Origin of the sequence: Kitasatospora sp. NPDC057692 (assembly GCF_042799475.1) — a bacterium.
In the GTDB taxonomy this organism is placed as follows: domain Bacteria; phylum Actinomycetota; class Actinomycetes; order Streptomycetales; family Streptomycetaceae; genus Kitasatospora.
The window spans coordinates 49,131-74,693 of the sequence record NZ_JBHVIV010000042.1 but is presented as its reverse complement, the minus strand read 5'-3'; the positions used below and the strand labels follow the sequence as shown (position 1 = coordinate 74,693).

Sequence of the window (25,563 nt, the reverse complement as noted above, 5' to 3'; positions counted from 1 at the left end):
CGCCGGGGGTGCGCCGGGGGTGCGCCGCGGGTCGGCGGCGCGGCGGCTCGGGACGGCGGCTCGGGACGGCGGCTCGGGACGGCGGCTCGGGACGGCGGCTCAGCGCGGCGCCGACCCCGGCCCCACACCCGGCCCCGCGCCCGGCCCCAGCAGGGCGTGGTCGAGGCGCGGGGCGAGCACCCGGGCCAGGGTGTCGGTGATGTGGCCGGTGTCGCGGTAGAGGATGACGCCCTCCAGAACGGCCGGGCAGGACGGGCCGCCGCCGGGGCAGAGCAGCGGGCCGACGTCCAGGACCCGCACGCCGTACCGGTCGGCGAGGCCGCCGTCGATCAGCGGGTCGCGCTCGAAGGCGGTGTCGCGCGGGAAGAAGCAGGCGTCCGAGCGCCCGTCGGAGCCGGCCAGGCAGGTCGGGATGTCCTTGCCGGGCATCGGCGTGTCGCCCAGGTAGGCGAGCGGCGCGCCGAGCGCGGAGAGCCGGTCCAGGGTGCGGGTCCAGCCCTCGGTGCGCTCGTCCTGGCCGCCGTACCGGTTGAGGCCGGCCATCAGGACCAGCCGCGGCCTGGGACCGGAGGCCAGCCGGGTGAGGGTGTTCTCCCGCCAGCGGTCGCACTCCTCGAAGGTGCGGCCGAGCACGCTGTTGCGCACCGTCAGGGTGGCCAGCGGGCAGCCGGGCTTGACCAGCACCTCCAGCGCCCACTGCCGCTGGTCGGCCAGCGCGAGGGCGGCGGAGATCCACTGGCCGGCGTGCGAGTCGCCGATCAGGACGATCCGGTCGGGGCTGGACTCGGTGCCGAACAGGCAGCGCGGGCTGGTGTCGGCGCCGAGCGGGATCTCGCAGCCCTTGCCAGGCGGGAAGTCCTCCCGGGCCCGGGCGAGCGAGGGGGTGAGCGCGAGCACCCGGGTGCCAGGGCCGAACAGGGCGGGGCCGTCGACGGCGCCCGCCGGGGCGACGGTGGCGCTGTCGGGATCGCCGAGCGCGCGGACCGTGCCGCCGCCGAGGGTGAGTCCGGCGATCAACGGGATGACCAGGGCGCTGGCACCGACGGCGAGGCCGCGGCGCGGGGCCGGGCTGCTGCCGTACCGCAGCGGCTGCTCGACCAGGCGCATGGTGAGCCAGGCCGGCACGGCGCTCGCGGCCGTGAGCGCGACCAGGGTGGTCCAGGGCAGCGCGCCCCAGCGGGCCTGGGCAATGGTCAGCACCGGCCAGTGCCAGAGGTACCAGGCGTAGGAGAGGTGTCCGGCCGCGCGCAGCGGGCGGGTGGCGAGCAGCCGGCCGGCGTCGCCGGCGCCCAGCGGGCGGTGGGCCGGGCCGGCCAGCAGGAGGGCGGCGGTGCCGAGCACGGGCAGCAGGGCGGCCGCGCCGGGGAACGGCGTGTTGCGGTCGTACCGCAGGACGGCGACCACGAGCGCGGCCGCGCCCGCCCAGCCGAGGACGCGCAGCACCGGGCCGCCGAGGCGGGCTGCCCGGCCACCCCTGGCCAGCCGGGCGGTCAGCGCGGGGGCGGCGAGGGCGACGCACCCGCCGGCGGCGAACTCCCACAGGCGGCTCGCGGTGGAGAAGTAGCCGAGCGGCGCGGAGCCGGCCGTCCAGCGGATGCAGAGCAGCAGCGAGACCGCGCCGACGGCGAGGGTCGAGGCCGTGATCGCGGCGGTGCGGCGGCGGCCGGCCCGCAGGCGGGCGAGGCCGATCAGGAGGACGCCCCAGAGCAGGTAGAACTGGTTCTCCACGCCGAGGGACCAGAAGTGCTGGAGCGGGCTGGGGTCGCGTTCGGCGGCCAGGTAGTCGGTCTGCTGGCCGACGAACCGCCAGTTGGCGACCTGTCCGGCGGCGGCGATGAGGTCCCGGGCGAGGTCGGTGCCGCGCAGCGGGTCGAGCAGGGCGCCGCCGGCGAGCGCGGTGGCGACCAGGACGACGGCGGCCGCGGGCAGGATGCGGCGGGCCCGGCGGGCGGCGAAGTCCCACAGGCCGATCGGACGGGCGAGCAGGAGGCCGGTGATCAGGAAGCCGGAGACGACGAAGAAGACGTCGACGCCGACGTAGCCGCCGGTGAAGGCGGGGACGGCCGCGTGGAAGGCGAGCACGGAGAGGACGGCGACGCCGCGCAGGCCCTCGATGTCGCGGCGGAACCCGGTCCGGCTCCGCGGTTCGGCGGCCGGCTCGGCCGTCCGTTCGGCGCTCGGTTCGGCGGTCCGTTCGGTGGTCCGCCGAACAGGGGCGGAGGCGTGCTCGGGCCGGGCGACCGCCGGCGGGGCGGCCGAGGGCGGCGAGGAGGAGAGGACGTCGGTCGGAACGATGGCGCGCGAGGGATCGGCGCCGGGTGGTACGGCCGTGGACACGGCGGAGCTCCTTGCAGGGCTGGCAGCGGTGGTCGGGGCCGGCGGGCCGATGGGGCGGCCGGCCGGCTGTCCGCGCCGGTGGGGCGACGCGCAAGGAAGGGAAGGAAAGAGCTGTGCGGGTACCGCGAGTGACGGATCGTCAGAACATCAGCGGGTCGGCCCAGCCGGACGCCAGCAGGCCGCAGAGCAGCAGCACGGCGGTGACGGCGACGGCCTCGGCGCGCCCGAACCGCAGGTCGGCGGGAGCGTCGCCGGTACGCCGCCCGGGTCGGGCGAGGTCCGCGACGGCGGCGCCGTCGCCGCCCCGCAGCAGCGGCCACAGGGCGCGGATCAGCGGCACCACGGTGTAGGTGGTGAGCGCGAGCAGTCCGGCGAGCGCCCAGAAGGGCTGCCAGCCGTACAGGGAGACGGCGCGGGCGAGGCCGACCGCACCCGCGACGACGACCAGGCCGAGCCAGCCGACGCCGATCCTGGCGACGGTGCGGGCCAGGGTGCTGCCGCCGGAGACGGCGCCGGTGGGCACCCAGTCGGCGCTGCGCCGGCGCAGCGCGTGCGCGATGGCGACCACGTGGCAGAGCCCGCCCAGGAGTTGGACCCGGGTGACCTCGAAGCGCCAGTGGGTGCGGGACATCGCGGGGAGCAGCACGAGCGCGACCCAGATGGGCGGCAGGAAGGGCAGCACCTGCCAGGGGGCGATCTCGTCGGGGCGGAAGAACAGCATGATCAGCGCCGGCAGCGGGACGGCGAAGACGTTCACCGCGCTGGTGAGGTAGCCGAGGATGCCGTTCCAGAAGCAGAGCCGGGCCGAGCGGGAGAGCGGGCCGCGCCGGAAGCCGGGGTCTCCGACCAGGGCGAGCGAGCCGAGGCACCAGCGGTACTGCTGGCTGATGAAGGCGGGCAGGCCGGTGGGCGACATGCCCTTGGCGAGCAGGGCGGGCACGTACCGGGTGGTCCACCCGGCGCGGGCGAGCGAGAGGCCGGTGTAGAGGTCCTCGCTGTGGTCGATCTCGGCGAAGCCGCCGACGCGTTCGAGGGCGGCGCGCCGGTAGAGCGCGTTGGTGCCGCAGCAGACGGTGCCGTCCTGGGCGTCGCGGGAGGGCTGGATCCAGCGGTAGAAGATCTCCTGGGTGGCGCCCGCGGCGCGTTCGAGCCAGGACATCCCGGGGTCGGTGTCGAAGCACTGCGGACTCTGCACGATGCCGACGTTCGGGTCGTCGAGGTACGGCACGAGGTGCTGCAGGAAGTCCGGGCGCGGGCAGAAGTCGGCGTCGAGGACGGCGATGATGTCGCCGTTGCCCTCGATCAGGCCGTGGTTGAGGTTGCCGGCCTTCTTGAAGCGGCCCCGGTCGGGGCGGCTGCGGTACTCGAAGCCGTAGGACTCGGCGAGTTCGCGCACCTCGGGGCGGGCGGCGTCGTCGAGGACGAGCACGGTGAGCTCGCCGGGCCAGCGGACGGCGGCGGTGTGCCGGTAGGCGTTGTCCAGGACGTCGAGCGGCTCGCCGGCGGTGGGCAGCAGGAGGTCGACGCCCGGGTGGCGGGCGGGGCGCCAGGCCCGGACCAGCAGGTCGTGCGAGTCACGGGTGAAGCGGCGCGAGCGCTGGCCGTCGGCCACCGAGAGCAGCCAGGTGACGGCGTTGAGCACGGTCAGTGCGAGGAAGGGCCAGAGCAGCGGACGGCTGAGCGCGAAGAGGCCGAGCGTCGCGGTGGCTCCGGCGTAGGAGAGGGTGGCGCAGAGCAGCACCCACCGGCGCTGCGGGCCGAAGTACCAGTAGAGCTCCTGGTCGTCGGGCGGGCTCGGCAGTCGGGAGTGCGCGCCGCCGGGCCGGCCGCCGGGTATTCGGCGGGGCTCCCGGTCGGGTGCGGACATGGCGGTGCCGTGGAGTACGGGCATGCGGGAATGGCCCCCCTGAACTGGGTCGGAACGTGGCCTTTCTCTGGTCACCCTCTCATGGTGGTCTGGACCAAACGGCCATCGGACCCGATGATCACGCATCGCCCCAGGTCAGGGAGTTGACAGGGCGTCAGTTTCGTGCACTATCTGACGCCGTGTCACCACTACCGGACGGTAATCGCCTTGGTCAGCTTCTCGAACCGGAGGTCGGGGCGCAGCGGGATGCCGAAGCGCTCGTCGCCGTAGGGGAACGGCGCGTAGTCGCCGGTACGGCGGAAGCCGCGGCGCTCGTACCAGGCGATCAGCTCGGCGCGCTGCTCGATCACGGTCATCTCCATCTCCACCGCGCCCCACTCCTCGGCCGCGTACCGCTCGGCCCGCGCGAGCACGGCCCGGCCGAGGCCGCCGCCCTGGCGGCCGGGGCGCACCGAGAACATGCCGAAGTAGGCCTGCTCGCCCCGGCGTTCCAGCTGGCAGCAGGCGAGCAGCTCGCCGTCCAGCTCGGCGACCAGCACCACGCCGTCGGGGTGGGTGACGGCCGCGGTGACGCCCTCGGTGTCGGTGCGCTGGCCCTCCAGCAGGTGGGCCTCGGTGGTCCAGCCGACCCGGCTGGCGTCGCCCCGGTAGGCGGACTCGACCAGGGCGAGCAGGGCGGGCACGTCGGCGGTGGTCGCGGTGCGGAAGCCGAGCCGGTCGGTGTCGGCGGCCTCGGCGGCCGCTCGGGTGCTGCTCTCGGGCACGGGGGCCTCTTCTCGGGCGGGCCCGGCCGGCGGCCGGGCGGGGCGGCGGCCGTCGCGGCCGATCCCTGGCATCGTGCCACAGCCGCCCGGGCCTCCGACCTGCCCGGACGCCTGCCCGCCGCGGCCCGGACGGACCGCCGCCCGGTGCCCGGACGTGCCGCGCGCCGGCCCCGGGTCCCGGGCCGTCCCGGCGGCGGTCCGGGCAGCAGTCCGTGGAGCCGTCCAGCAGCCGGACGGCTCCCCGGCCCCCGCGCCGCCTCCGGCAGGATGGCCGGGACGTCCCCGCCCTCCCACCCGGCCCACTCACCACGGAGGCCCCATGACGACCGTCGAGATTCCCGGCTCCAAGTCGGTGACCGCGCGGGCGCTGTTCCTCGCCGCCGCCGCCGACGGCACCACCACCCTGCTGCGGCCGCTGCGCTCCGACGACACCGAGGGCTTCGCCGAGGGCCTGCGCGCGCTCGGCTACACGCTCACCCAGGACGCGGACCGGTGGACGGTCGAGGGCCGCCCGCAGGGCCCGGCCCGCGACGCCGAGGTCTACTGCCGCGACGGCGCGACCACCGCCCGCTTCCTGCCCGTGCTCGCCGCGGCCGGCCGCGGCACCTTCCGCTTCGACGCCTCCGCCCAGATGCGCCGGCGCCCGCTCGGCCCGCTGACCGGGGCACTGCGCGCCCTCGGCGTCGACCTGCGGCACGAGGAGGCCGAGGGCCACCACCCGCTGCGGATCACCGCCGACGGGGTCCGCGGCGGGGAGCTGAGCCTGGACGCGAGCCTGTCCTCGCAGTACCTCACCGCACTGCTGCTGCTCGGCCCGCTCACCGAGCAGGGCCTGCGGATCACCGTCACCGACCTGGTCTCGGCGCCGTACGTGGAGATCACCGTCGCCATGATGCGGGCCTTCGGCGCCACCGTGACCCGCACCGGCCGGGTCTACGAGGTCGCGCCCGGCGGCTACCGCGCCACCGCCTACCCGGTCGAGCCGGACGCCTCGACGGCGAGCTACTTCCTGGCGGCCGCCGCGCTCACCGGCCGGGAGCTGACCGTCCCCGGGCTCGGCGAGGACGCGCTCCAGGGGGACCTGCGGTTCGCCGACGTACTGGCCCGGATGGGCGCGCGGGTGGAGATCGGCACCGACCGGGTCACCGTCGAGGGCCCCCGGGACGGGCGGCTGGCGGGCCTGACCGTCGACATGCGCGACATCTCCGACACCATGCCCACGCTCGCCGCGATCGCCCCGTTCGCGGACGGGCCGGTGCGGATCGAGAACGTCGCCAACACCCGGATCAAGGAGTGCGACCGGCTGGACGCCTGCGCGGGCAACCTCCGCCGGCTCGGTGTCGACGTCGCCACCGGCCACGACTGGATCGAGATCCGGCCGGGCGCCCCGCGCGGCACCGAACTCGCCTCGCACGGCGACCACCGGATGGTGATGTCGTTCTCCGTCACCGCGCTGCGCACCCCCGGGATCACCTTCGACGACCCCGGCTGCGTGCGGAAGACCTTCCCCGGCTTCCACGAGGCGTTCGGGCGGCTGCGCGAAGAGTGGGCGACCACCGGCTGACCGCGGCGCAAAGACCCGGCGGTGCGGCGGCGCGGACCGGGCGCTCCCGCGGCGCTCCCCCGCCCCGGCGGGGCCGCCCCCCGCCCGGCCCCGCCGCACCGTCCGTGACCAGCCGCCAACCCGCTTCGTCGACCGGGCGGGAGGTGCGATAGCGTCGCCGACACCTCCCGAATGGCGGTCGAAAACACGGAATCCGCAGCCCGTGCCGTCAGGATGGAGAGAGTCCCGTCCGTCTCGATCCGCCGGGGGATCTCCGTCATGCAACCGCGAGCCTTCGCGATCCTCACCGCCCTGCTGCTCGGGGTGCTCGGCCTGGGGTCGGTGGCCGTCACCGACTGGACGCCCGAGCCGGTCACCGCCGCGGTGGCGCCGGCGACCGCCCCCGGGGCCGGCGGCGCACCCGCCGCGGTCCCGGCCGCCGGCGCCACCGCCACCGGGGACCCGGCGGTGTGGACCCGCTCGACGCTGCGCAACAAGCTGATGGCCGAGATGGACGCCAGTGACCCGGGCATCGCCCTGGCCGACCTCGACAAGATCACCAAGCAGCTGCCGTACACCGTCCGGTTCTGCCACCCGATCGCCCACGAGCTCGGGCACGCGGCGGTCAAGCGGTTCAACGCCGATTTCCAGAAGGTCATCTCCTACCCGCACGAGACCTGCGCGGCCGGCTACCTGCACGGCGCCGTCGAGGAGATGCTCAACGCCTCCGCGCAGCCCGAGACCGACCTGGTCAAGCTCTGCGCCCCCAAGAACAGCGGCCCGTGCATCCACGGCGTCGGCCACGGCACGATGTTCGTCGCCAAGCAGGACGTCGCCAAGGCGCGCGAGCTGTGCAACAGGTTCACCACCGACCAGAACCGGATCCGCTGCTCCGAGGGCCTGTTCATGCAGCTCTTCGGCCCGGACGAGGAGGACGAGAAGGCCAAGGCCAACCTCCCCGCCGACAAGCTCGCCCAGGACCCGCTCTACCCGTGCAAGGAGCAGCCCGCGCTGTTCCAGTCCGCCTGCTACTTCTACGCGCCGACCTTCTACCTCTCCTCGCACGACTACCCGAACCACCCCGAGGTGTACGCCGAGGCCCTCAAGTGGTGCCTCAACGGCAAGGCCTCCGGCGGGGCGGTGGACTGCAGCCGGGGTGTCGGCTCGCGCACCATGAAGTACAACCTGGACCGCGAGGACTGGGCCGCCCAGCAGTGCGCGACCGCCGCCGACGGCTGGCAGCGCAAGGCCTGCGCGGAGGGCCTGGTCAGCTACTACACGGTCAACTACACGGACGCGGGGGCGTCCGGCCGGCTCTGCGCCAAGTTCACCGACAAGGAGATGCAGGGCTACTGCCGCTCGGCGAGCGGCCTCTCCGCCTCGCTGGACTGACCGCACCCGTCCCGGCTGCCGGGCCCGCGCCGCACGGCGCGGGCCCGCTTCCGTAGGATCACGGGAACTCTGGTGCGCCGAGGACGCCGCGCCGCCAGGCCCGCACCCCCCCGGAGCCGCACATGACCTCCGACGCCTTCCCCGCCGGCGACGGCCTCCCCGCCGGCGACGACTTCCGCGCCGCCGCGCACGCCGCCGCCGACCTGGCCGCCGACCACCTCGCCGGGCTGGCCGCCCGCCCGGTCTGGCAGCCGATGGACGACGCCGCCCGCCGCACCCTGCTGGACGCCCCGCTGCCGACGGCCGGCCGCCCGCTCGCCGAGCTGCTGGACGCGGTCGGCCGCGACGTCCTGCCCCACCCGATGGGCAACGGCCACCCCCGCTTCTTCGGCTGGGTGAACTCCGCCCCGGCCCCGGCGGGCGTGCTCGCCACCCTGGCCGCCGCCGCGATGAACCCCAGCTCGGCCGGCGGCGACCACGCCGACGTCCACCTGGAGCGGGCCGTGGTCCGCTGGATCGCCGAGCTGGTCGGCTTCCCGCACCCGCCCGGCGGCGGCCTGCTCACCTCCGGCACCTCGATGGCGACCATCGTCTGCCTCGCCGCCGCCCGCGACCGGGCCGCCCGCGCCGCCGGGTGGGACGTCCGCGAGGACGGCCTGGCCGGTATGCCGCCGCTGGTCGGCTACGTCACCGGCGAGACCCACTCCTGCGTCCGCAAGGCCGCCGAGCTGCTGGGCCTCGGCAGCCGGCACCTGCGCGCCGTGGCCACCGGCCCGGACGGGCGCCTCGACCCCGCCGAACTGCGCGCCGCGATCGCCCGCGACCGGGCCGCCGGGCTGCTGCCCTTCCTGGTGGTCGCCTCGGCCGGCACCGTCGGCACCGGCGCGGTGGACGCCTTCGACCCGATCGCCGACCTCTGCGCCGAGGAGCGCCTCTGGCTGCACGTGGACGGCGCCTACGGCGCGTTCGGCGTGCTCGACCCGGTGATCGCGCACCGCTACGCCGGGCTGGCCCGGGCCGACTCGCTCGCCCTCGACCCGCACAAGTGGCTCGGCGTCCCGGTCGACTGCGGCTGCGCGCTGGTCCGCGACCCCGCCGAGCTGCGCGCCGCCTTCAGCCTCGTCCCCTCCTACCTGCGCGACGAGGCGGCCGGGGAGCTCGGCTGGTTCTCCGAGTACGGCACCGAGCAGACCCGCCCGTTCCGCGCCCTCAAGGTGTGGGCCACCATCGCCCACCGGGGCCGCGACGGCCTCGCCCGGGACATCGCCCGCACCACCGCGCTCGCCCGCCGCCTCGGCGAACTGATCACCGCCGACCCCGCGTTGGAACTCCTCGCCGAGGTGCAGACCTCCATCGTCGCGTTCCGCCTCCGCCCGCCCGGCCGCAGCGGGACCGACCTGGACGCCCTCAACCGCGACCTGCCCGCCGCCGTCCAGCGCCGCGGCCGCGCCTTCGTCACCGGCGCCCGGCTGGCCGGCCGCGAGATCCTCCGCGCCTGCCTGCTCAACCCGGCCACCACCGAGGCGGACCTGCGGATCCTGCTCGACGAGGTGAAGGCCGCCGGGCTCGGGGAGGCCGACTCCCTTGCCCGCGCTCGGCACCATTAACCGTCAGGTCACGGGAGATTCGTGATCGTGAAACACCGGCGCGGCAGATTGATGGCATGGAGCACCTGGAGAACCCGAAGCCCGAGAACGCCCCCTCCCCGAACCCCTCCCGTGCCCAGCGCCGCGGCGGCCGGACCCACCGCTGGCGGCGCGACGCGGTGGAGCTCGCCGCCGTCTTCCTCTCGGTGACCGCCGCCGACCTGGTGGCCAAGCTCGTGGTGCACGGCCCGGACGGGCCGGTGGTGCTCGCCGCGGCCGCCACCGCGCTGCTCGCCACGGCGCTGTTCCACACCTGGTGGTCGCACCGGCACCAACTGCACGGGCCACCCGCGCCGGACGCCCCCGCACCACCGGCCGGAGCGGCGGCCGGAGCCGGAGCGCCCGAGCCGCTGAAGGGGCCGCTGCACGACTTCGAGGAGACCGCGCTGTGGCGGGTCCGCACCACGGTGCAGGACTCCCCCGGCAGCCTGGCCCGGGTGTGCACGGCCTTCGCGACCCGGCAGGTGAACATCGTCTCGATGCAGTCCCACCCGCTGCCGGCCGGCACCGTGGACGAGTTCTTCGTCCGCGCGCCGCGCTCGCTCGCCCGGGCCGACCTGGCCGCGCTGGTGGCCGGGGCCGGCGGGCACGACATCTGGACCGGCCCGGCCGACGCCCACGACCTGGTGGACGTGCCGACCCACGTGCTGGCGCTGGCCACCCGGACCGCGCTGGACGCCGCCGAGCTGCCGATCGCGCTGCGCCGGCTGTTCGGGCAGTGCAGCATCCGGCAGTACCCGGGCGCCGCCGCGCGCGGCACCGCCGGGGTGGACGGCCACGTGATGCGGCTGCCGGTGCCCTCCGGGGACCTCGTCGAGCTCACCCGCCCGCAGCTGCCGTTCACCCCGACCGAGTTCGCCCGGGCCCAGGCGCTGGTCGAGCTGGACACCCTGCTCGGCCCCCGGGTGCCGGACGTCCGGGCCCGGCTGAGCCTGCCGGCCGGCGCCGACCTGACCGTGCGGCGCGCGGACGCGACGGACAAGGCGGCCGCGCTGGCGATGCACCACCGCTGCTCCCCCGAGACGCTGCGCAAGCGCTACCACGGACCGGTCCGGGACGCCGACCGCTACCTGGACCACCTGCTGGACGCCCGGCACGGCCAGACCCTGGCGGTCGAGGCGGCCGACGGACGGATCGTCGCCCTCGGGCACCTGATGTGGGACGACGACAGCGCGGAGGTGGCGGTGCTGGTCGAGGACGCCTGGCAGCGGCGCGGGCTGGGTCTGGACCTCATGCGGCGGATGTCGGCGCTGGCGCTGGAGGCCGGTGTGGAGACGGTGTACGCGGTCACCCAGGCGTCCAACAACGGGCTGATCGCCACCATGCGCCGGCTGGCGGCGCCGCTGGACTACCAGGTCGAGGAGGGGACGCTGGTCATCACCGCGCACCTGGCGGAGGCCGCCGAGGAGCTCCCGGTGCCCTGGCAGACCCGCCCGGGCCGGTAGCCGCGGCCGGCGGGACCGGGTGCGGGACTGGAGCGGACCGGCGCGGGGCTGGTAATCATCTGGTCATTTCTTCACCACACCCTCACCAAGGACCCCGCCCCTCCCGGCCCGCGGAGCCGCCGGGCGGAACCGCCGCACCCGGCCCGCGCGTCCACGACGGCGAACGGCCCCTCCGTACACCGCCGGTCCCGACCCCGTGTCAGGACCGGCCGGGCGGGCTCTCCGGGAGCGTCGCAGCAGGCGGCGCGGGGTCCGGGGCGCCGAGCCGGACGGCGGAGTCGGTAGGCTGATCCCGTCCCCGCCGCCCGACGGCCCGCAGTCCGGCCCCCGGGTGGTGCCGCAGCAAGGAGGAACCACTGAGCATGGCAGGCACCGAATCGGAGCCCACAGGCGCACGCGACGCCTCGCTGCCGGCGCGCGCGAAGATCGCCGTGACCGCCGGCAAGGTGGCCGCGGCCGTCTCCCGCAAGGCCGGGCGCGGCAGCGGCTCGGTGATCGGCGGCAAGGTCGCCCTGAGGCTCGACCCCGATCTGCTCGCCACCCTCGCCGAGAACCTCGACGTGGTGCTGGTCAGCGCCACCAACGGCAAGACCACGACCACCCGCCTGATCGCCGAGGCGCTGCGCGCCGCCGGCCCGGTGGTCTCCAACGCGCTGGGCGCCAACATGCCGGCCGGCATCACCTCCGCCCTGGCCGGCGGCTCGGAGGCCCGCTTCGGTGTCATCGAGGTCGACGAGAAGTACCTGTCGATGGTGGCCCGGGACACCCGCCCCAAGGCGATCGCCCTGCTCAACCTCTCCCGCGACCAGCTCGACCGCGCCGCCGAGACCCGCATGATGGCGGAGAAGTGGCGCGAGGGCCTGCAGGACACCGAGGCCGTGGTGATCGCCAACGCCGACGACCCGCTGGTGACCTGGGCCGCGTCCTCCTGCAAGAAGGTGGTCTGGGTGGCCGCCGGACAGGCCTGGAAGGAGGACGCCTGGTCCTGCCCCGCCTGCGGCGGCGTGATGCAGCGCCCCGGCGACGACTGGTTCTGCCAGGAGTGCGGATTCCGGCGCCCCAACCCGCACTGGGCCCTCCAGGGCACCCACGTGATCGACCCGCAGCGCGGCGCCTGGCCGATCCAGCTCCAGCTGCCCGGCCGGGCCAACCTGGCCAACGCCACCAGCTCGGCCGCCGTCGCCGCCGTGTTCGGCGTCTCCCCGCAGGTCGCGCTGGAGCGGATGCGCTCCGTCACCGCGGTGGCAGGACGCTACGACGTCGTCCAGTACCAGGGCCGGGACATCCGACTGCTGCTGGCCAAGAACCCGGCCGGCTGGCTGGAGACCTTCTCGCTGATCGACGGCCCGCCCACCCCGGTGGTGCTCTCGGTCAACGCGCTCGACGCCGACGGCACCGACACCTCCTGGCTGTGGGACGTCGACTACGAGCGGCTCGCCGGGCACCCGGTGTTCGTGCTGGGCCAGCGCAAGCTGGACCTGGCGGTGCGCCTGGAGGTCGCCGGGCTGCAGTTCCACGTCGTGGACTCGCTGGAGCAGGCCGTCCGGATGGCCCCGCCCGGCCGGATCGAGGCGATCGCCAACTACACCGCCTTCCAGCAGCTGCGGAAGGTCGTGGCCGGCTGATGCCGGACCGCCCCCGGGCGGCCGCCACCGAGCAGCCGCCCCAGCAGCCCACCGCACGTACGTCATGGAAGGCCTTCGAGGATGAGTGAGAGCACCCTGCGCGTGGTCTGGGTCTACCCCGACCTGCTCAGCACCTACGGCGACCGGGGCAACGCCCTGGTCGTGGAGCGCCGGGCCCGCCAGCGCCATCTGAACGTGACCCGGATCGACGTCCGCTCCGACCAGGCGGTGCCCACCAGCGGCGACATCTACCTGATCGGCGGCGGCGAGGACCGCCCGCAGCGGCTGGCCGCCGAGCGGCTGCGCAACGACAGCGGCCTGGTGCGGGCGTCCGAGAACGGCGCGATCATCTTCGCGGTCTGCGCCGGCTACCAGATCCTCGGCCACGAGTTCGTCAACGACCTGGGCCAGCGCGAGCCGGGCCTGGGCCTGCTGGACGTGTGGACCGCCCGCGGCGAGGGCGAGCGCTGCGTCGGCGACGTGCTGGCCGACGTGGACCCCAACCTCGGGCTGCCGCAGCTGACCGGATTCGAGAACCACCAGGGCGTGACCCACCTCGGCCAGGGCGTCAAGCCGCTCGCCCGGGTCACCGCCGGCCGCGGCAACGGCACCGGCGACGGCACCGAGGGCGCCTGGCGGGACACCGTCTTCGGCACCTACCTGCACGGTCCGGTGATGGCGCGCAACCCCGCCGTCGCCGACATGCTGATCAAGCTGGCGCTGGACGTGAACGCCCTGCCGCCGGCCGACACCACCTGGTACGACGCGCTGCGCTCCGAGCGCATCGCGGCCACGACGCGCCCCGCGTAGCACGTTCCGGCCCGTCCGACCCGGGTGCCCGCGATGCGGTCACCCGTCCCACGGGCGGGCCGGAACGTACGACAATGGGGCTGCCCCTCCCAGGGGCTGCCGGCTGCACACCCTCCTCGGCAGCAGGCTGCACTTCCACGCGGGGGCGCCGACGGCGCCGCTCCCGCGTCGGCTCCTGCCCGGCCGGACGCAGGGGCCGTATGCTCGACATCCACGGCCGGTTTCGGATGTTCTGTCCGAATCGGCCGGTCCTTCACCCGACGGCCATCTCCGCGCCAACCCGGCGCGGGAACGGCCCGCTACGGTGACGGTCCGTCGTCCCAGCCTGTAGTCCGGCCGTTCCTCGGTTCTGCTCGGGAGTTGCAAAGCAATGCGTATTGGAGTGCTGACCAGCGGCGGTGACTGCCCCGGCCTGAACGCGGTGATCCGCTCCGTGGTCCACCGGGGGGTGGTCGACCACGGCGACGAGATCATCGGGTTCGAGGACGGCTGGCGCGGTTTCCTGGAGGGGCACCACCGTCCCCTGACCCTCGACTCGGTGAGCGGCATCCTCGCCCAGGGCGGCACGATCCTCGGTTCCTCCCGGGTCCAGCCCAGCCACCTGCGCGACGGCGTCGAGCGCGCCAAGCAGTACTGCGCGGACCTCGGCCTGGACGCGGTGATCCCGATCGGCGGCGAGGGCACCCTGAAGGCCGCCAAGCTGATGAGCGACGCGGGCCTGCCGATCGTCGGCGTGCCGAAGACCATCGACAACGACATCGCGTGCACCGACGTCACCTTCGGCTTCGACACCGCCGTATCCGTCGCCACCGAGGCGCTGGACCGGCTGAAGACCACCGCCGAGTCGCACCAGCGCGTCATGGTCGTCGAGGTCATGGGCCGGCACACCGGCTGGATCGCGCTGAACGCGGGCATGGCGGCCGGCGCGCACGCGATCGTCGTCCCGGAGCGCCCGTTCCACATCGAGAAGCTCACCGCCGTCGTGCGGGAGCGCTTCGACCGGCAGAAGAAGTTCGCCATCGTGGTCTGCGCCGAGGGCGCCAAGCCCGAGCCCGGCACCATGCACTGGGAGGAGGGCACCAAGGACATCTACGGCCACGAGCGGTTCACCGGCATCGCCACCCAGCTCTCCCGCGAGCTGGAGCACCGGCTCGGCAAGGAGGCCCGTCCGGTGATCCTGGGCCACACCCAGCGCGGCGGCACCCCGACCGCCTACGACCGGGTGCTCGCCACCCGTTTCGGTTGGCACGCCGTGGAGGCCGTCCACCAGGGCGCCTTCGGGCACATCACCGCCCTGCAGGGCACCAGCATCAACCTGGTGCCGCTGGGCGAGGCGGTGGCCGAGCTGAAGACCGTGCCGGCCGACCGCTACCTGGAGGCCGAGACGGTCATCTGACCGCCCTCCCCCCACGGACCGGCGCCCCGGCCCCCCGAGCACGCGAGCCTCGGGGGGCCGGGGCCGTTCTCGGCAGCCGCCCTGCCGGGAGCGGGACCGCCGTCGATCAGTAGCCGGTGTCGTAGCTGTACTGGGCGCTGTGGTCCAGCAGGTTGGCCGGGGCGACCGTGTTCCACGGCTTCATCGGCTCGTTGAGGTCGACCACGTCCGGCGTGCCGGCCGCCGGCAGGTAGGGCGAGCCGGGGTTGCGCTTCTGCCACTCGGACCAGAGCTTGTCGACGAAGCAGTGGTGCAGCCAGAACACGGGGTCGTTGGGCGACATCCCGGTGGCCATCTGGCCGCCCACCCAGACGTGCACCCGGTTGTGCAGGTTGACCCCGCGCCACCCCTCCAGGGCGTTGCGGAAGCCGGTCGAGGAGCTGTTCCACGGCGCGGCGTCGTAGGTGGTGATGGCGAGCACCGACTCGGTGTCGGGGCGGGTGGGCAGCTGGGCCACCCCGGTGCCCAGCTGGCGGCGCAGGTAGGTGCGGCTGTCGGTGTTGACGTTCAGCGGCCAGTTGCCGGTGGAGAAGGCGAACGGCCCGGTGGTCACCTGGCCGTCGGTGGCACGCCCGTTGCCGCCCATGAAGTCCGCGCCCCAGATGGTCGAGGCGGTGGTGCGGTCCGCGGTCCAGTCCCAGTACGGGAGGTTGACGCTGGGGTTGATGGCCTGGAGCGCCTGCTCGAACTGCAGCAGGTACTGGCGGTGCCAGGGCAGGAAGGACGGCGAGCGGTGGCCGGTGCGCTCGCCGTTGTCGACGTCGCTGAGGATGAACTGGTTGTGCGTGGTGACGAACGGGTCGTAGCCGCCGTTCGCCTTGAGCGCCAGCACCGCGTCGACGAAGGCGCGCTTCTCCTGCGCCGTCAGGGTCGCCTGGTTCTTGCGGACTCCCATGAGTCCCCCCTCTGTGGTGTTGTGGGTGTCGGTCGGGCCGGTGGCCGGATCAGGCGATCGTGACCGGGACGAGCGTGGCGCCCTGCAGGTCGTTGACGGCGGCCCGGGCGAGCGCGCGCGGCGTCGCGAAGGTCTGGTAGTGGTTGACCACGCTGATCCAGGTGCCGTCGGCGTTGCGCATCATGTGCAGCTCGTCGCCGTCGATCCGCACCTCGTAGCCGGTGCCGGTGCCCCCGCCCCCGTGGTGGCCACCGCCGTTGACCGGGCGGCCCTGGATCCTCCGCCCCTGGAAGGTCTCGTCGAAACTGTCGGAAGCGCCGGGATCGGCGGCGGTGGCCGCGCCTCCCCCCGGGCCGGCCACGCCGATCACGACCGTCCCGGCGGCGACGGCCAGGGCGGCCCCGGCCCCCTGGAGCATCCGGCGGCGCGTGAGATCCGTGCCGTGGGTGTCCTCGGACATGCTGAATACCCCCTCCTGTGCCTTTCGCTTTTGTCAAGGCACTGTTCACAAACGATTGGTGAATCGTCAATCAAAGGCGAATTCTTGATCGGAATCGCCCTTTCGATGCTCGCAAGGCCACTTGACCTAGGGAACAGCCGATCGGCGGGGGTACGGAGGGTTGCGCCCACATTCGGTCATCTTTTGCTCTACCTTGACCGGTGAACCAGAGCGGACCGCACCGCGGGCCGGACCCCACCGGAAGGACCGAGATGGAGATCCTCGCGTACGGCGTACAGGCCGATGAGCGGCCGCTCCTGGAGGCGGCGTTCGCGGACCGGCACGAGCTGCGCTGCCTGTCCGTCTTCCTCAACCGCGACACCGCCCCACTGGCCGCCGGCTACCCCGCCGTCAGCAGCAGCGTCAACGCCGAACTCGACGCCGCGACGCTGGAGGCGCTCGCCAAGGGCGGCACCCGGCTGATCGCCCAGCGCTCCACCGGTTTCAACAACATCGACCTCGACGCCGCCGCGGCCCTCGGCCTGACCGTCGCCCGGGTCTCCCACTACAGCCCCTACGCCGTCGCCGAGCACGCCTGGGCCCTGGCCCTGGCCGTCAACCGCCGCCTCACCCGCGCCGCCAACCGCTCCCGCGAGTTCGACTTCCGCCTCGACGGCCTACTCGGCCGCGACATCCACGGCATGACGATCGGCGTGATCGGCACCGGAAAGATCGGCGAATGCTTCGCCCGCATCGCGGCCGGATTCGGCACCCGCCTCCTCGGCTGGGACATCGCCCCCAACCCCGCCTGCCTCGACCTCGGCATGACCTACACCGAACTCCCCGAACTCCTCTCCCACTCCGACCTCATCAGCCTCCACGTCCCCCTCCTCCCCACCACCCACCACCTCATCGACGCCGCCGCCCTCGCCCGGATGAAGACCGACGCCATCCTCATCAACTCCAGCCGCGGCGGCCTCGTCGACGCCGCCGCCCTCGTCGAAACCCTCCGCGCCGGCCGCCTCTCCGGCGTCGGCCTCGACGTCTACGAGGAAGAAACCGGCCTCTTCTTCACCGACCAGTCCATCCAGGGCATCACCGACGACACCCTCGCCCGCCTCGTCACCTTCCCCCAGGTCCTCGTCACCAGCCACCAGGCCTACTTCACCCACACCGCCGTCGGCCAGATCATCGACGCCACCGCCCGCAACATCGACGACTACGCCGCAGGCCGCACCAACGAGAACACCCTCGTCCCGAAGAACTGACCCGACGGGCCGCGACGCCCCTACTGACTTCGGCTTTTCAGGGTGAGGTTGCGGTGTCGAGGTTCAGGCCGGTGCCGGCTATGAAGCCATCGAGGGTGTCGGGCCGGTATTGGAGGCGTTTGAGCCGGTTTCGCACGAGGGCTTCGAGTCGGTCGAGGGCCATGACGGCGAGGTTGGCCAGGCTGCGCTTGACGTGTGCCCAGACCCACTCGACGGGGTTGAGGTCTGGCGAGTAGGCGGGCAGGAGGAACACCGTCAGCCAGGTGCGCTCGGCGATCAACTCACGCATGGCGCGGGAGATGTGGGTGTTCAAACGGTCCCAGACCAGCACGATCCGATCCTCTCCCCGTTGCTCAGCAACGTGGCTCTCTCCGTCCTGGACGAGCACATCGCCCAAGGGCTGGGAGGACCCGCGAGCACCTTCAACGACCGGCTCAAGCGCCGCCGTCGCGGACTGCCGAATTACCGGCTGATCCGATACGCGGACGACTGGTGCCTGGTCGTGTCGGGCACCCGTGCCCACGCGGAGACGCTCAAAGAAGAGGCCGCCGGGGTCCTCGCCACGATGGGCCTGCGTCTGTCGCCGGAGAAGACCCTGATCACCCATATCGACGAGGGCCTCGACTTCCTCGGCTGGCGCATCCAGCGCCACCGCAAGCGAGGCACCGAGAAGTACTACGTCTACACCTACCCGTCCCGCAAGGCCCTCGCGGCCGTGATGGACAAGGTCAGGACGCAGTACCGAAAGACAGGCACCGACCTGCCGTTCGACACCCTGCTCGTCCAGCTCAACCGGGTGCTGCGGGGCTGGTGCGCCTACTTCCGGCCGGGAGTGTCCAGCGCCGTCTTCCAGTACCTGAGCTCATATATCTGGGGCCGGGTCATCTGGTGGCTACGGCGAAAACACCCCCGGATGACCTGGAAGGACCTCCGCCGGCGCTTCTGCGGCGGGGGCTGGTGGCCGGCCAGCGGGGAACGAGAGCTGTTCAGCCCGGCGAAGGTAGGCACTACGCGCTACCGCTACCGGAGATCAGTCATCCCCTCCCCATGGCCGACCACGGGATGAGAGAACACCTCATGGATCGCCAAGCGAGGTTTGTGGAGCGCCCGTTGCGCTGAGAAGCGCACGGGGGGTGCGGGAAGCGGTCCGGAGAAACGGGCCGGTCGAAAGGCCGGAATCGCGCTCCGGGCCGACTTCACGGCCTCGACCTCGACGATCCCGGCTTCCACGACAGCGTGCTGACCGACTTCCGCGACCGCCTGGTACAGGAGGACAGGGCGGACCGCCTCCTCGACCTCGCCCTGGCCCGTCTGAAGGAGGCCGGCCTGGTCCGGGAGCGCACTGCCCAGCGCACCGAATCGACCCACGTCCTGGCCACCGTCCGCGATCTGACCCGCCTCGAACTGGTCACCGAGGCCGTGCGTGCGGCCCTGAAGGAACGCGCCCGCACCGCCGGCCACACGCTGGACGGCCTGGTCGACGAGGACTGGGGCCGCCGCTACAGCCGCCCGGTGCGCCTGGGCAAGAACCCCACACGGCCCAAGACCCGGATCAACACCACCGGTGAAGACGCGCGCCGCCTGCTCGAACACCTCCACCACAACCACCCGTCTCTGCTCGCGGGCCCCCAGGCCCAGGTCCTGCGGCAGGTCCTGGTGCAGAACTACCACTGGGACCCCGCCGGACGTCTGCGCTGGCGCGATGAGGACGACGACAGCGGCCTGCCGCCCTCGGCCCGCCGGATCGTCTCGCCCTACGACCCGGCGGCCCGCTACGCACGCCGAGGCCAGGTCACGCGCTGGACGGGGTTCCTCGCGCATGTGACCGAGACCTGCTCCGGCGATGGGCCCAACGTGATCACCGATGTGGCCACCATGTCCGCCACCAGTGCAGACACCGAGGTCCTGCCAGGCATCCACACCCGGCTGGAACGCCGGGAACTGCTGCCCGACCAGCACCTGGTCGACGGCGGCTACACCCCTCTGCCCCACCTGGAACAGGCGACGCGCGAACACCGTGTCACCGTCGTCGGACCACTGCCCGGCAACCCCACCCGCCAGCACCGCCGCGGCGAGGGCTTCGCCCGCGACGACTTCCACATCGACTTCGACCGGAAGGAGGTCACCTGCCCGCAGGGTCAGACCAGCGCCGGCTGGCACGGCCCCTACCCGACATCCTCACCGACCGCCGCCCCGCTGATCATCGCCCGCTTCGCCAAGAGCCAGTGCCAACCCTGCCTGGCACGCGCAAAGTGCACCAACTCTCGGGACTCCCACCGCACCGTGGGCTTCCCTCCGCGCGAGCTGCTCGAACTGCAGTCGCGCAACCGCGCCGACCAGCAGGACCCGGCCTGGCACAGGCGGTGTGCGGTCCGCTCCGGCATTGAGGGCACCATCTGCGAGTTCGTCCACGGCCACGGCATGCGCCGCTGCCGCTACCGCGGACAGCCCAAGGCACACCTGCAACACGCACTCACCGCCATCGCCGTCAACATCGAACGCCTCAGCAAGCAGTCTCCCGGCGAAAGCCCGCCTCCACGACAGCCGACGGCCTTCCAGGACTTCCTCGACCAGCGCGGCATCCCACGCCTACCTTCCTGGCGAGCCGTCAGCTGACGCGGAGGCGACCAAGATCCCCGACAGAGTCAAGCTCAGCTCAGCGTCGGGCACGGTGTCGGTGATCGACACTGGCACCGGCCAGGTGACCGCCACCATCGCCGTCGGCACCGAACCCGCCGCGGTGGCGGTGACACCGGACGGCCGCCATGCCTACGTCGCCGACTCCGGCTCAGACACCGTGTCGGTGATCGACACCGGCACCGACCGGGTGACCGCCACCATCGCCGTCGGCCACCGGCCCGTCGGGGTGGCGCTGACCCCGGACGGCTGCCGCGCCTACGTCGCCCACGTCGGCTCCCAGACCGTCTCGGTGATGGACACCAGCACGAACCTAGTCACTGGCAGCGTCGCCGTCGGCGCCGGCCCCTGGGAGGTGGCCGTCTCCCCGGACGGCCGCTACGCGTACGTCAGCCACAGTGCTTCGGGCACCGTGTCGGTGATCCGCACCAGCCCGTCCTGACGGCACCGTCCGGTGGCGCACATGAGGCGGAGGAGTGGACGCCGCCGGCGGCGACCGGTGACCGACCAGCCCGAACAGCAACCGGCACTGCACGTCTTCCTCTCTGACTTCCCTGATGATTGGGCGAGTTCAAGCGTCGTGGGAGGGTGTACGTGGGCGAGTGGCTCGTGGTGCGGGTGCCCGATTCAGAGGGCTGGGGGCGACTGCCGGCCGGAACCGCTGCCGAGCCCAGCCGTTGAGATCGCGCTCGTCCGGCGCCCGGGCGGCGATGCCGCAGAGGCTGGCTCGGCCGACGGGGGCGGGGCAGGGCTTATATCCGCCCTGCCCCGCTCGCTCATATTCTGGCGGACCAGGGGCAGCCCGCTCGACCTCAGTCTTTGTCGGACGAAAGGTTCATTATTTCACTTGCCAAGGAATCCCAATCAGTGGAGGACTGCGGCGCAGGTTCTACTCCGGGCCCCAGTTCCTCGCGTTCGCCGTTCATGCGCCCCCTGACCCAGTTGATACAGGTGGGCCTGTCCCCGGTTCCCGCCTGATAGAACTCTTCGAGGACCTTGCGAACCTCGGAGATGGGGAGTGCGCTCGCTGGCTCCATGAAAACCGGGTGATGGGGGTCGGAGAGGATCTTCGGATCTCTTGTGGGAGGTTCTGGGTTGTCGGAAACCCAAGTGTGGGCGTATACTCCACCGCGCTTGGAATGGATTGCTCCCGCCTGCCAGATTACCCCGCCATACCCGGTTGATTGATTCACCGAGATCTTGAGGCTATTGCTGCCGTAATTGTCCTCTGCGGGAGGTTGATCGTCGATGGAGAACCATGCACTGTCGCCAAAATCCAGAGTCTCCAGGACTTTGGAGATCAAGATTCCAGCATCTCTCTCGCCTTCCGCATGGAATTGCCTATCGCCAATCATGACAGTAAGTATCATTCAGTCCTCCGGAGATCCCTTTCCTTCGATCAGCCTGGAAGTCATCCTACCGGTTGCCGGATCCTTCATCCAAACCCTGAGAGTACTGCCCGAAGGGAGGATTTGCTCAGCGGAACTGACGCAGTTGAATTTCCCTGGGCAGATTCCCTCCGTGTTGTTGATGACGACATTCAGATTGACATTATTTGCGCCGTTCTTGATGGCGCGCCGCATTGTCCAGGCAAGCCCTGTTTCAACGTGGGCCGAGGCTTCAAACATGGCATTCTCGGATTGTCCAAATTTCTTGGCCAGATAGGCGCTGATTTCTGGTGACCATTGTGTGTAGCCGCTCTCCAGCGCGGTTCCCAGCTTCTCGATGCCGCCCTTGCCGATGATGAAGGCCTGACCGATGGTCTTGTCGCCCTTGGCCCACGCGGGGAGCTCGTCGAAAACAGTACGCGGGTCGAGGCAGTTGTGGGTGAGTAGTGGGGTATCGCCTGCGAGCACGTGGAAGGTGTGCAGGTCGGCGACGGCGAGGTTGTAGGCGGGGGCGAGTGCGGTCCAGTGCCGGACGGCGGCGACCTGTGCCGCGGCACCGGTATCAGTGCGCAGCGTGTCGCCGGGGTTGATGTCGGAGGCGTTGGTCCACTGGCCGGTGTTCTGGACCCAGAAGGGGTGGTGGCTGGTGGCGGTGACGGCAGCTTGCGTGCCGTCGGAGGCCGTTATGGTCAGTTCGGTGTAATTGTGGTCGTCGGGGGTGTAGATGACGGCCGCGACCGTGCGCGGGCCGGATTCACCGGTGGTGGGGTCGGCTGCTGCGACCTGGTCACCCGGCTGGACGGTCTCGATGGGACGGTTGGTGCCGTCGCCCATGAGGACGCGGGTGCCGGCGGGGAAGCTGTTGGGGCACGGAGGCAAGACCGGCTTGGACTTGGGCTTCTTGCCCCAGGGAAGTTTGCTCTTGGCCCAATCGGTGATGTCGTCCGCGACTCCGCTGAGCTTCTTGCCCCATTTCACGCCGACGCTGACATAGCCGACGAGGGGCACCATGTTGACGCAGGTCAGGATGGTGTCGAGGCCGTCGGTGTTCTTGTATCCGCCGAAGTACTCGCCGGATGTCCACACGCAGTTGGTGCCGTCTGCGGCAAGGTCGCCGACGAGGGGGAAGAGGCCGGCGACGTCCAGGGCGGTGTGCCCGACCACGGCGAAGGTGTCGTACCAGCTCCCGCCGTCGGAGGAGGTGCCACTGCCTTGGGGCAGGTTGGCCAGGAGGTTCACGAGCTCCTGGTTCTGCTGCACCTTTTGCGCGAGCTCCTGCTGGGCCTGTCGGATGACTTCTTGGAGGGCGGCGGTGGCGGTGGCGCGGGCTTCGTCGCGGCTCTTGCCTGCGTTCTCGGCGGACTGACGGGCGGAGGCGACGGCGGCGTAGGCGGTGGTGGCGGAGGCACGTGCCGCCTTGGCCTTGGCCTGTGCACGGAGCGAGGACATCTGCGCCGAGCTGGCGCTCTGTTCGGCGCGGCTCTGTGCGGCCCTGGCGGTTTTGGCGGACTGGGCTGCCTGGTCGGCGGAGGTCTGGGCGCGCTCGGCGGAGGCCTTGGCCTGCTGGGCGTAGGCGGCGGCCTGTTGGGCGGAGGCGGCGGCCTGTGTTGCGGAGGCGTTGGCCTGGTCGGCGGCTCCGGCGGCGGTGGCGGCTGCCTGGGCGGCGGTGGCGGCGTTCTGCTGGGCGAGGGCAGCGACCTGGTTGACGCCGGCGATGGCGTTCTCGATCGAGGCGGTGTGGGTGCGGGTGACCTCGTCCTTGGCCCGGGCGCGGTACTGCCCGGTCTCGAGGAAGTTGACGATGGCGGGCAGCGGGCTCTCGTTCGCCATATGGGCGGCGATCTTGAGCTCGTCTCCGGCGGCCTCCATCAGCTGCGAGACGAGGACCCGCTGGTCGCTCTCCCTGGCCGTGTACTGGCCCTGGTTGATGAAGCCGGTGATGGCCTCGACGGTGTTGGTCTCCAAGGCGGCGAGCGCGGCCTGTTTGACCCTGGGACCGCCGCTCTCGGCGAGCTGCGAGATCTTGACCCGGTACTGGCTGAACGCGGCCTGGTGCTGACCGGTGGCCAGGAACGCCGCGACCTGGGTGCCGTCGCCGGCCAGGGCGGCGGTGGCGGCGGTGCGCACGCTCTCGTAGGGGCTGGTCTCCGAGATGTAGCGGGCCTGGGTGCGGTCGTCCTGCTCGGCGGAGGTCCTCCACCCTTCCGTGACGTAGTCGACGACGGCTTCGTCGTTGCCGGCGAGGGCGTACTCGGCGGCGGCCTTGCTCCAGGGCCCGCGCACCTTCAGTGCGGCGAGAGCCATCTTGCGCCCGGCGGTGACGACGGCCAGCGGGTCGGTGCCGGGCTGTGATGCCAGCTGGGCCAGGCGTACGGACTCCTGGTCCAGGCGCAGGGCTTCAGCCTTGGCCTCGTCGGCCGAGCCGCGGCTGCGCGCGTAGGCGACGCCCAGGTCCTGGGCGCGGGCGACGCCGGCGTTCTCGCGGACGGTGCGCTCCTCCGCCTCGCCGGCGAGGGCGGCCTGGTGGATCTGGCCGGCCTTGGCGACGGCGGCGCTCGCGGCGTCGGCGGCCTGCCGGGCGCTGTCGGCGTGGGCGGCGGCCTGCTGGGCGGCGTTGGTGGCCTCGCCCGCGTGGGCGGCGGAGTTGCGGGCCGACTCGGCGGCGCGCCCTGCTCGGGCGGAGGCTGACTCGGCGGCCTGGCGGGCCTCCTCCGCGTAGCCGGCCGACTGGCGGGCGAGGGCCGCGGCGGCGGTGGCGGAGCGGGCTGCCTCGGTGGCGTCGCGGCGTGCGGCGGCGGCGGCCTGCTTGGCCTTGGTGGAGGAGGCTCCGGCCTGTCCGGCGTAGGTGCCGGCCTGGTCGGCCGCGCTGGCGGCGGCGTTCACGTTGGCCGTCGCGGAGCTGGCGGCCTCCGCGGCGATCGCGGCCTCGATCGCGGCCTTGCCGGCCCGGTCGGCGGCCTTGGCCGCGTAGCCGGCGAGCCTGGCTGCGGTCTCGGCGCCCTTGGCGGCGTCCTCATCGACCTTGGCCGCCGCCGCGGAGTTCAGCGCGCGGGTGGTCGCCCGAGCGGCGCCGACCGCGGCGGCGGCGGCCTGCGAGGCGGCGGCCGAGGCGACCTTGGAGGAGTTGTTGGCGCGCGTCGCGGCGGCGGTGGCGGCCTGGGCGGCCTCGCCGGCGCGCTTGCCGGCCTCCGCGGCGCGGTCGGCCGCGGCCGTAGCCCGCGCGGCATCACCCTGGGCGGCAAGGGTCTCGGCCGCTGCCTGGTCGGCGGCCTGCTTGGCCAGCGCGGCAGCGGCGACCGCCCGCTGGGAGGCGTCCACGGCGGCGTCCTTCTCACGCACCGCCTGGTCACCGGCCGCCTCCGCCTGCTTCACTAACTCCTCGACGGAGGCGTGCTCCTGATCGCGGGCGCGGGCGATGTGCTGGCCGACCTCCAGGAAGTCACGGACCTCCTCCAGGCTTCCCTCGAAGGCCACCAAAGCGGCCTGCCGGGTGGCGGGACCTCCGCTCTCGGCGATCTGCGACACGCGTACGCGGTCGTCGCTCTCGCGCAGGGTGTACTGGTTCTCGTTGAGGAAGGCCCGGATCTCGGCGACGGGCTTACCGGTCAGCGCGAGGGCGGCGGCCTTGGTACGCGGACCGCCGGTCTCGGCAATCTGGGACACCAGGACGCGCTGGTCCTGTTCCAGAGGAGCCTTCCAGCCCTCCTTGACGAAGGCCTCCACGTCCTGGTCACTACCGGCGAGCGCGCTCTGGGCGGCGGCGCGAAGGCGCGGTCCGGCCGCGGTGAGGATCTCCAGCGCGGCCTGGCGGTTGTCCTTGACGCCGGCGCGGACGAGCTCACCGCCCGGGTCCGCGGCGCTGCCGAGGAACAGCCGCACCTGATCGTCCCCGCCGACCAGCGCGATCTCGGCGGCCGCCTTGACGGACGGTCCGCCGTCCTTCCACTCCTGCAGCACCCGCCCGCGCTCGCTCAGCTGCGGCACCACCGGGGGCGGGACCTCGTCAGCCGCGACCGGGTTCGCCGAGACCAGCGAAGCCAGCAACGCCACCGGCAGCACGGCACGCCCCAGC

The 25,563-nt window shown here is 72.9% G+C and carries 19 protein-coding genes; 11 read left to right on the top strand and 8 right to left on the bottom strand.

Going from position 1 to position 25,563, the window contains the following annotated elements; genetic code table 11:
• Positions 1 to 99: 99 nt before the first annotated feature.
• From ACFVFS_RS23210 to ACFVFS_RS23200, 3 genes are all read right to left on the bottom strand, one after another.
• Positions 100 to 2,337: an acyltransferase family protein gene (locus tag ACFVFS_RS23210; RefSeq protein ID WP_380626522.1), complete on the bottom strand. Its 2,238-nt coding sequence runs from the start codon at positions 2,335 to 2,337 to the stop codon at positions 100 to 102.
• Positions 2,338 to 2,476: 139 nt separating this feature from the next.
• The gene (locus ACFVFS_RS23205; protein ID WP_380626521.1) at positions 2,477 to 4,228 is read right to left on the bottom strand and encodes a glycosyltransferase family 2 protein; all 1,752 of its coding nucleotides are present in this window, start codon (positions 4,226 to 4,228) and stop codon (positions 2,477 to 2,479) included.
• Positions 4,229 to 4,392: 164 nt separating this feature from the next.
• Positions 4,393 to 4,968, bottom strand: a complete 576-nt coding sequence (locus ACFVFS_RS23200) for a GNAT family N-acetyltransferase (RefSeq protein ID WP_380626520.1) — start codon at positions 4,966 to 4,968, stop codon at positions 4,393 to 4,395.
• Between the two features lie 319 nt (positions 4,969 to 5,287).
• Here ACFVFS_RS23200 and aroA point away from each other — a divergent pair, with 319 nt between their 5' ends.
• From aroA to ACFVFS_RS23165, 7 genes are all read left to right on the top strand, one after another.
• Positions 5,288 to 6,532, top strand: coding sequence for a 3-phosphoshikimate 1-carboxyvinyltransferase (aroA, locus tag ACFVFS_RS23195; RefSeq protein ID WP_380626519.1), 1,245 nt, complete (start codon positions 5,288 to 5,290; stop codon positions 6,530 to 6,532).
• Positions 6,533 to 6,790: 258 nt separating this feature from the next.
• Positions 6,791 to 7,903: a hypothetical protein gene (locus ACFVFS_RS23190; protein ID WP_380626518.1), complete on the top strand. Its 1,113-nt coding sequence runs from the start codon at positions 6,791 to 6,793 to the stop codon at positions 7,901 to 7,903.
• Positions 7,904 to 8,025: 122 nt separating this feature from the next.
• Positions 8,026 to 9,510 carry a pyridoxal phosphate-dependent decarboxylase family protein gene (locus ACFVFS_RS23185; protein WP_380626517.1) on the top strand — a complete coding sequence of 495 codons (1,485 nt, stop codon included), beginning with the start codon at positions 8,026 to 8,028 and terminating at the stop codon, positions 9,508 to 9,510.
• A gap of 56 nt (positions 9,511 to 9,566) precedes the next feature.
• Positions 9,567 to 10,994 (top strand): GNAT family N-acetyltransferase, encoded by a 1,428-nt coding sequence (locus ACFVFS_RS23180; protein ID WP_380626516.1) that lies wholly within the window; start codon positions 9,567 to 9,569, stop codon positions 10,992 to 10,994.
• A gap of 362 nt (positions 10,995 to 11,356) precedes the next feature.
• The gene (locus ACFVFS_RS23175) at positions 11,357 to 12,619 is read left to right on the top strand and encodes a MurT ligase domain-containing protein (RefSeq protein ID WP_380626515.1); all 1,263 of its coding nucleotides are present in this window, start codon (positions 11,357 to 11,359) and stop codon (positions 12,617 to 12,619) included.
• 81 nt (positions 12,620 to 12,700) lie between these two features.
• Complete coding sequence (locus ACFVFS_RS23170) at positions 12,701 to 13,429, top strand: type 1 glutamine amidotransferase (RefSeq protein WP_380626514.1); 729 nt, start codon at positions 12,701 to 12,703, stop codon at positions 13,427 to 13,429.
• Between the two features lie 370 nt (positions 13,430 to 13,799).
• Positions 13,800 to 14,825, top strand: coding sequence for a 6-phosphofructokinase (locus ACFVFS_RS23165; protein ID WP_380626513.1), 1,026 nt, complete (start codon positions 13,800 to 13,802; stop codon positions 14,823 to 14,825).
• 106 nt (positions 14,826 to 14,931) lie between these two features.
• Here ACFVFS_RS23165 and ACFVFS_RS23160 read toward each other — a convergent pair whose 3' ends face one another.
• Both ACFVFS_RS23160 and ACFVFS_RS23155 read right to left on the bottom strand, forming a co-directional pair.
• Positions 14,932 to 15,759, bottom strand: a complete 828-nt coding sequence (locus ACFVFS_RS23160) for a tyrosinase family protein (RefSeq protein WP_380626512.1) — start codon at positions 15,757 to 15,759, stop codon at positions 14,932 to 14,934.
• Positions 15,760 to 15,808: 49 nt separating this feature from the next.
• Positions 15,809 to 16,219, bottom strand: coding sequence for a tyrosinase cofactor (locus ACFVFS_RS23155; protein WP_380626511.1), 411 nt, complete (start codon positions 16,217 to 16,219; stop codon positions 15,809 to 15,811).
• 251 nt (positions 16,220 to 16,470) lie between these two features.
• Here ACFVFS_RS23155 and ACFVFS_RS23150 point away from each other — a divergent pair, with 251 nt between their 5' ends.
• Entirely contained in the window at positions 16,471 to 17,466 is a 996-nt protein-coding gene (locus tag ACFVFS_RS23150) for a 2-hydroxyacid dehydrogenase (protein WP_380626510.1), read from the top strand.
• A gap of 37 nt (positions 17,467 to 17,503) precedes the next feature.
• Here the strand turns inward: ACFVFS_RS23150 and ACFVFS_RS23145 are convergent, their stop codons facing one another.
• Entirely contained in the window at positions 17,504 to 17,929 is a 426-nt protein-coding gene (locus tag ACFVFS_RS23145; protein WP_380626524.1) for a transposase, read from the bottom strand.
• On the opposite strand from ACFVFS_RS23145, the gene ACFVFS_RS23140 reads away from it, so the two are divergent.
• The 3 genes from ACFVFS_RS23140 (at position 17,816) to ACFVFS_RS23130 (ending at position 20,545) form a co-directional block, all read left to right on the top strand.
• Positions 17,816 to 18,532: a group II intron maturase-specific domain-containing protein gene (locus tag ACFVFS_RS23140; RefSeq protein WP_380626509.1), complete on the top strand. Its 717-nt coding sequence runs from the start codon at positions 17,816 to 17,818 to the stop codon at positions 18,530 to 18,532. The two genes, ACFVFS_RS23145 and ACFVFS_RS23140, sit on opposite strands and share 114 nt — an antisense overlap.
• Before the next feature lie 170 nt (positions 18,533 to 18,702).
• Positions 18,703 to 20,082 (top strand): transposase, encoded by a 1,380-nt coding sequence (locus ACFVFS_RS23135; RefSeq protein ID WP_380626508.1) that lies wholly within the window; start codon positions 18,703 to 18,705, stop codon positions 20,080 to 20,082.
• A gap of 16 nt (positions 20,083 to 20,098) precedes the next feature.
• Entirely contained in the window at positions 20,099 to 20,545 is a 447-nt protein-coding gene (locus ACFVFS_RS23130; RefSeq protein ID WP_380626523.1) for a YncE family protein, read from the top strand.
• Positions 20,546 to 20,915: 370 nt separating this feature from the next.
• On the opposite strand, the gene ACFVFS_RS23125 is transcribed toward ACFVFS_RS23130, so the two are convergent.
• On the bottom strand, positions 20,916 to 21,407 hold the full coding sequence (locus ACFVFS_RS23125; protein ID WP_380626507.1) for an Imm1 family immunity protein: 492 nt from the start codon (positions 21,405 to 21,407) through the stop codon (positions 20,916 to 20,918).
• Between the two features lie 66 nt (positions 21,408 to 21,473).
• Positions 21,474 to 25,541, bottom strand: a complete 4,068-nt coding sequence (locus tag ACFVFS_RS23120) for a polymorphic toxin-type HINT domain-containing protein (protein WP_380626506.1) — start codon at positions 25,539 to 25,541, stop codon at positions 21,474 to 21,476.
• Positions 25,542 to 25,563: the final 22 nt, after the last annotated feature.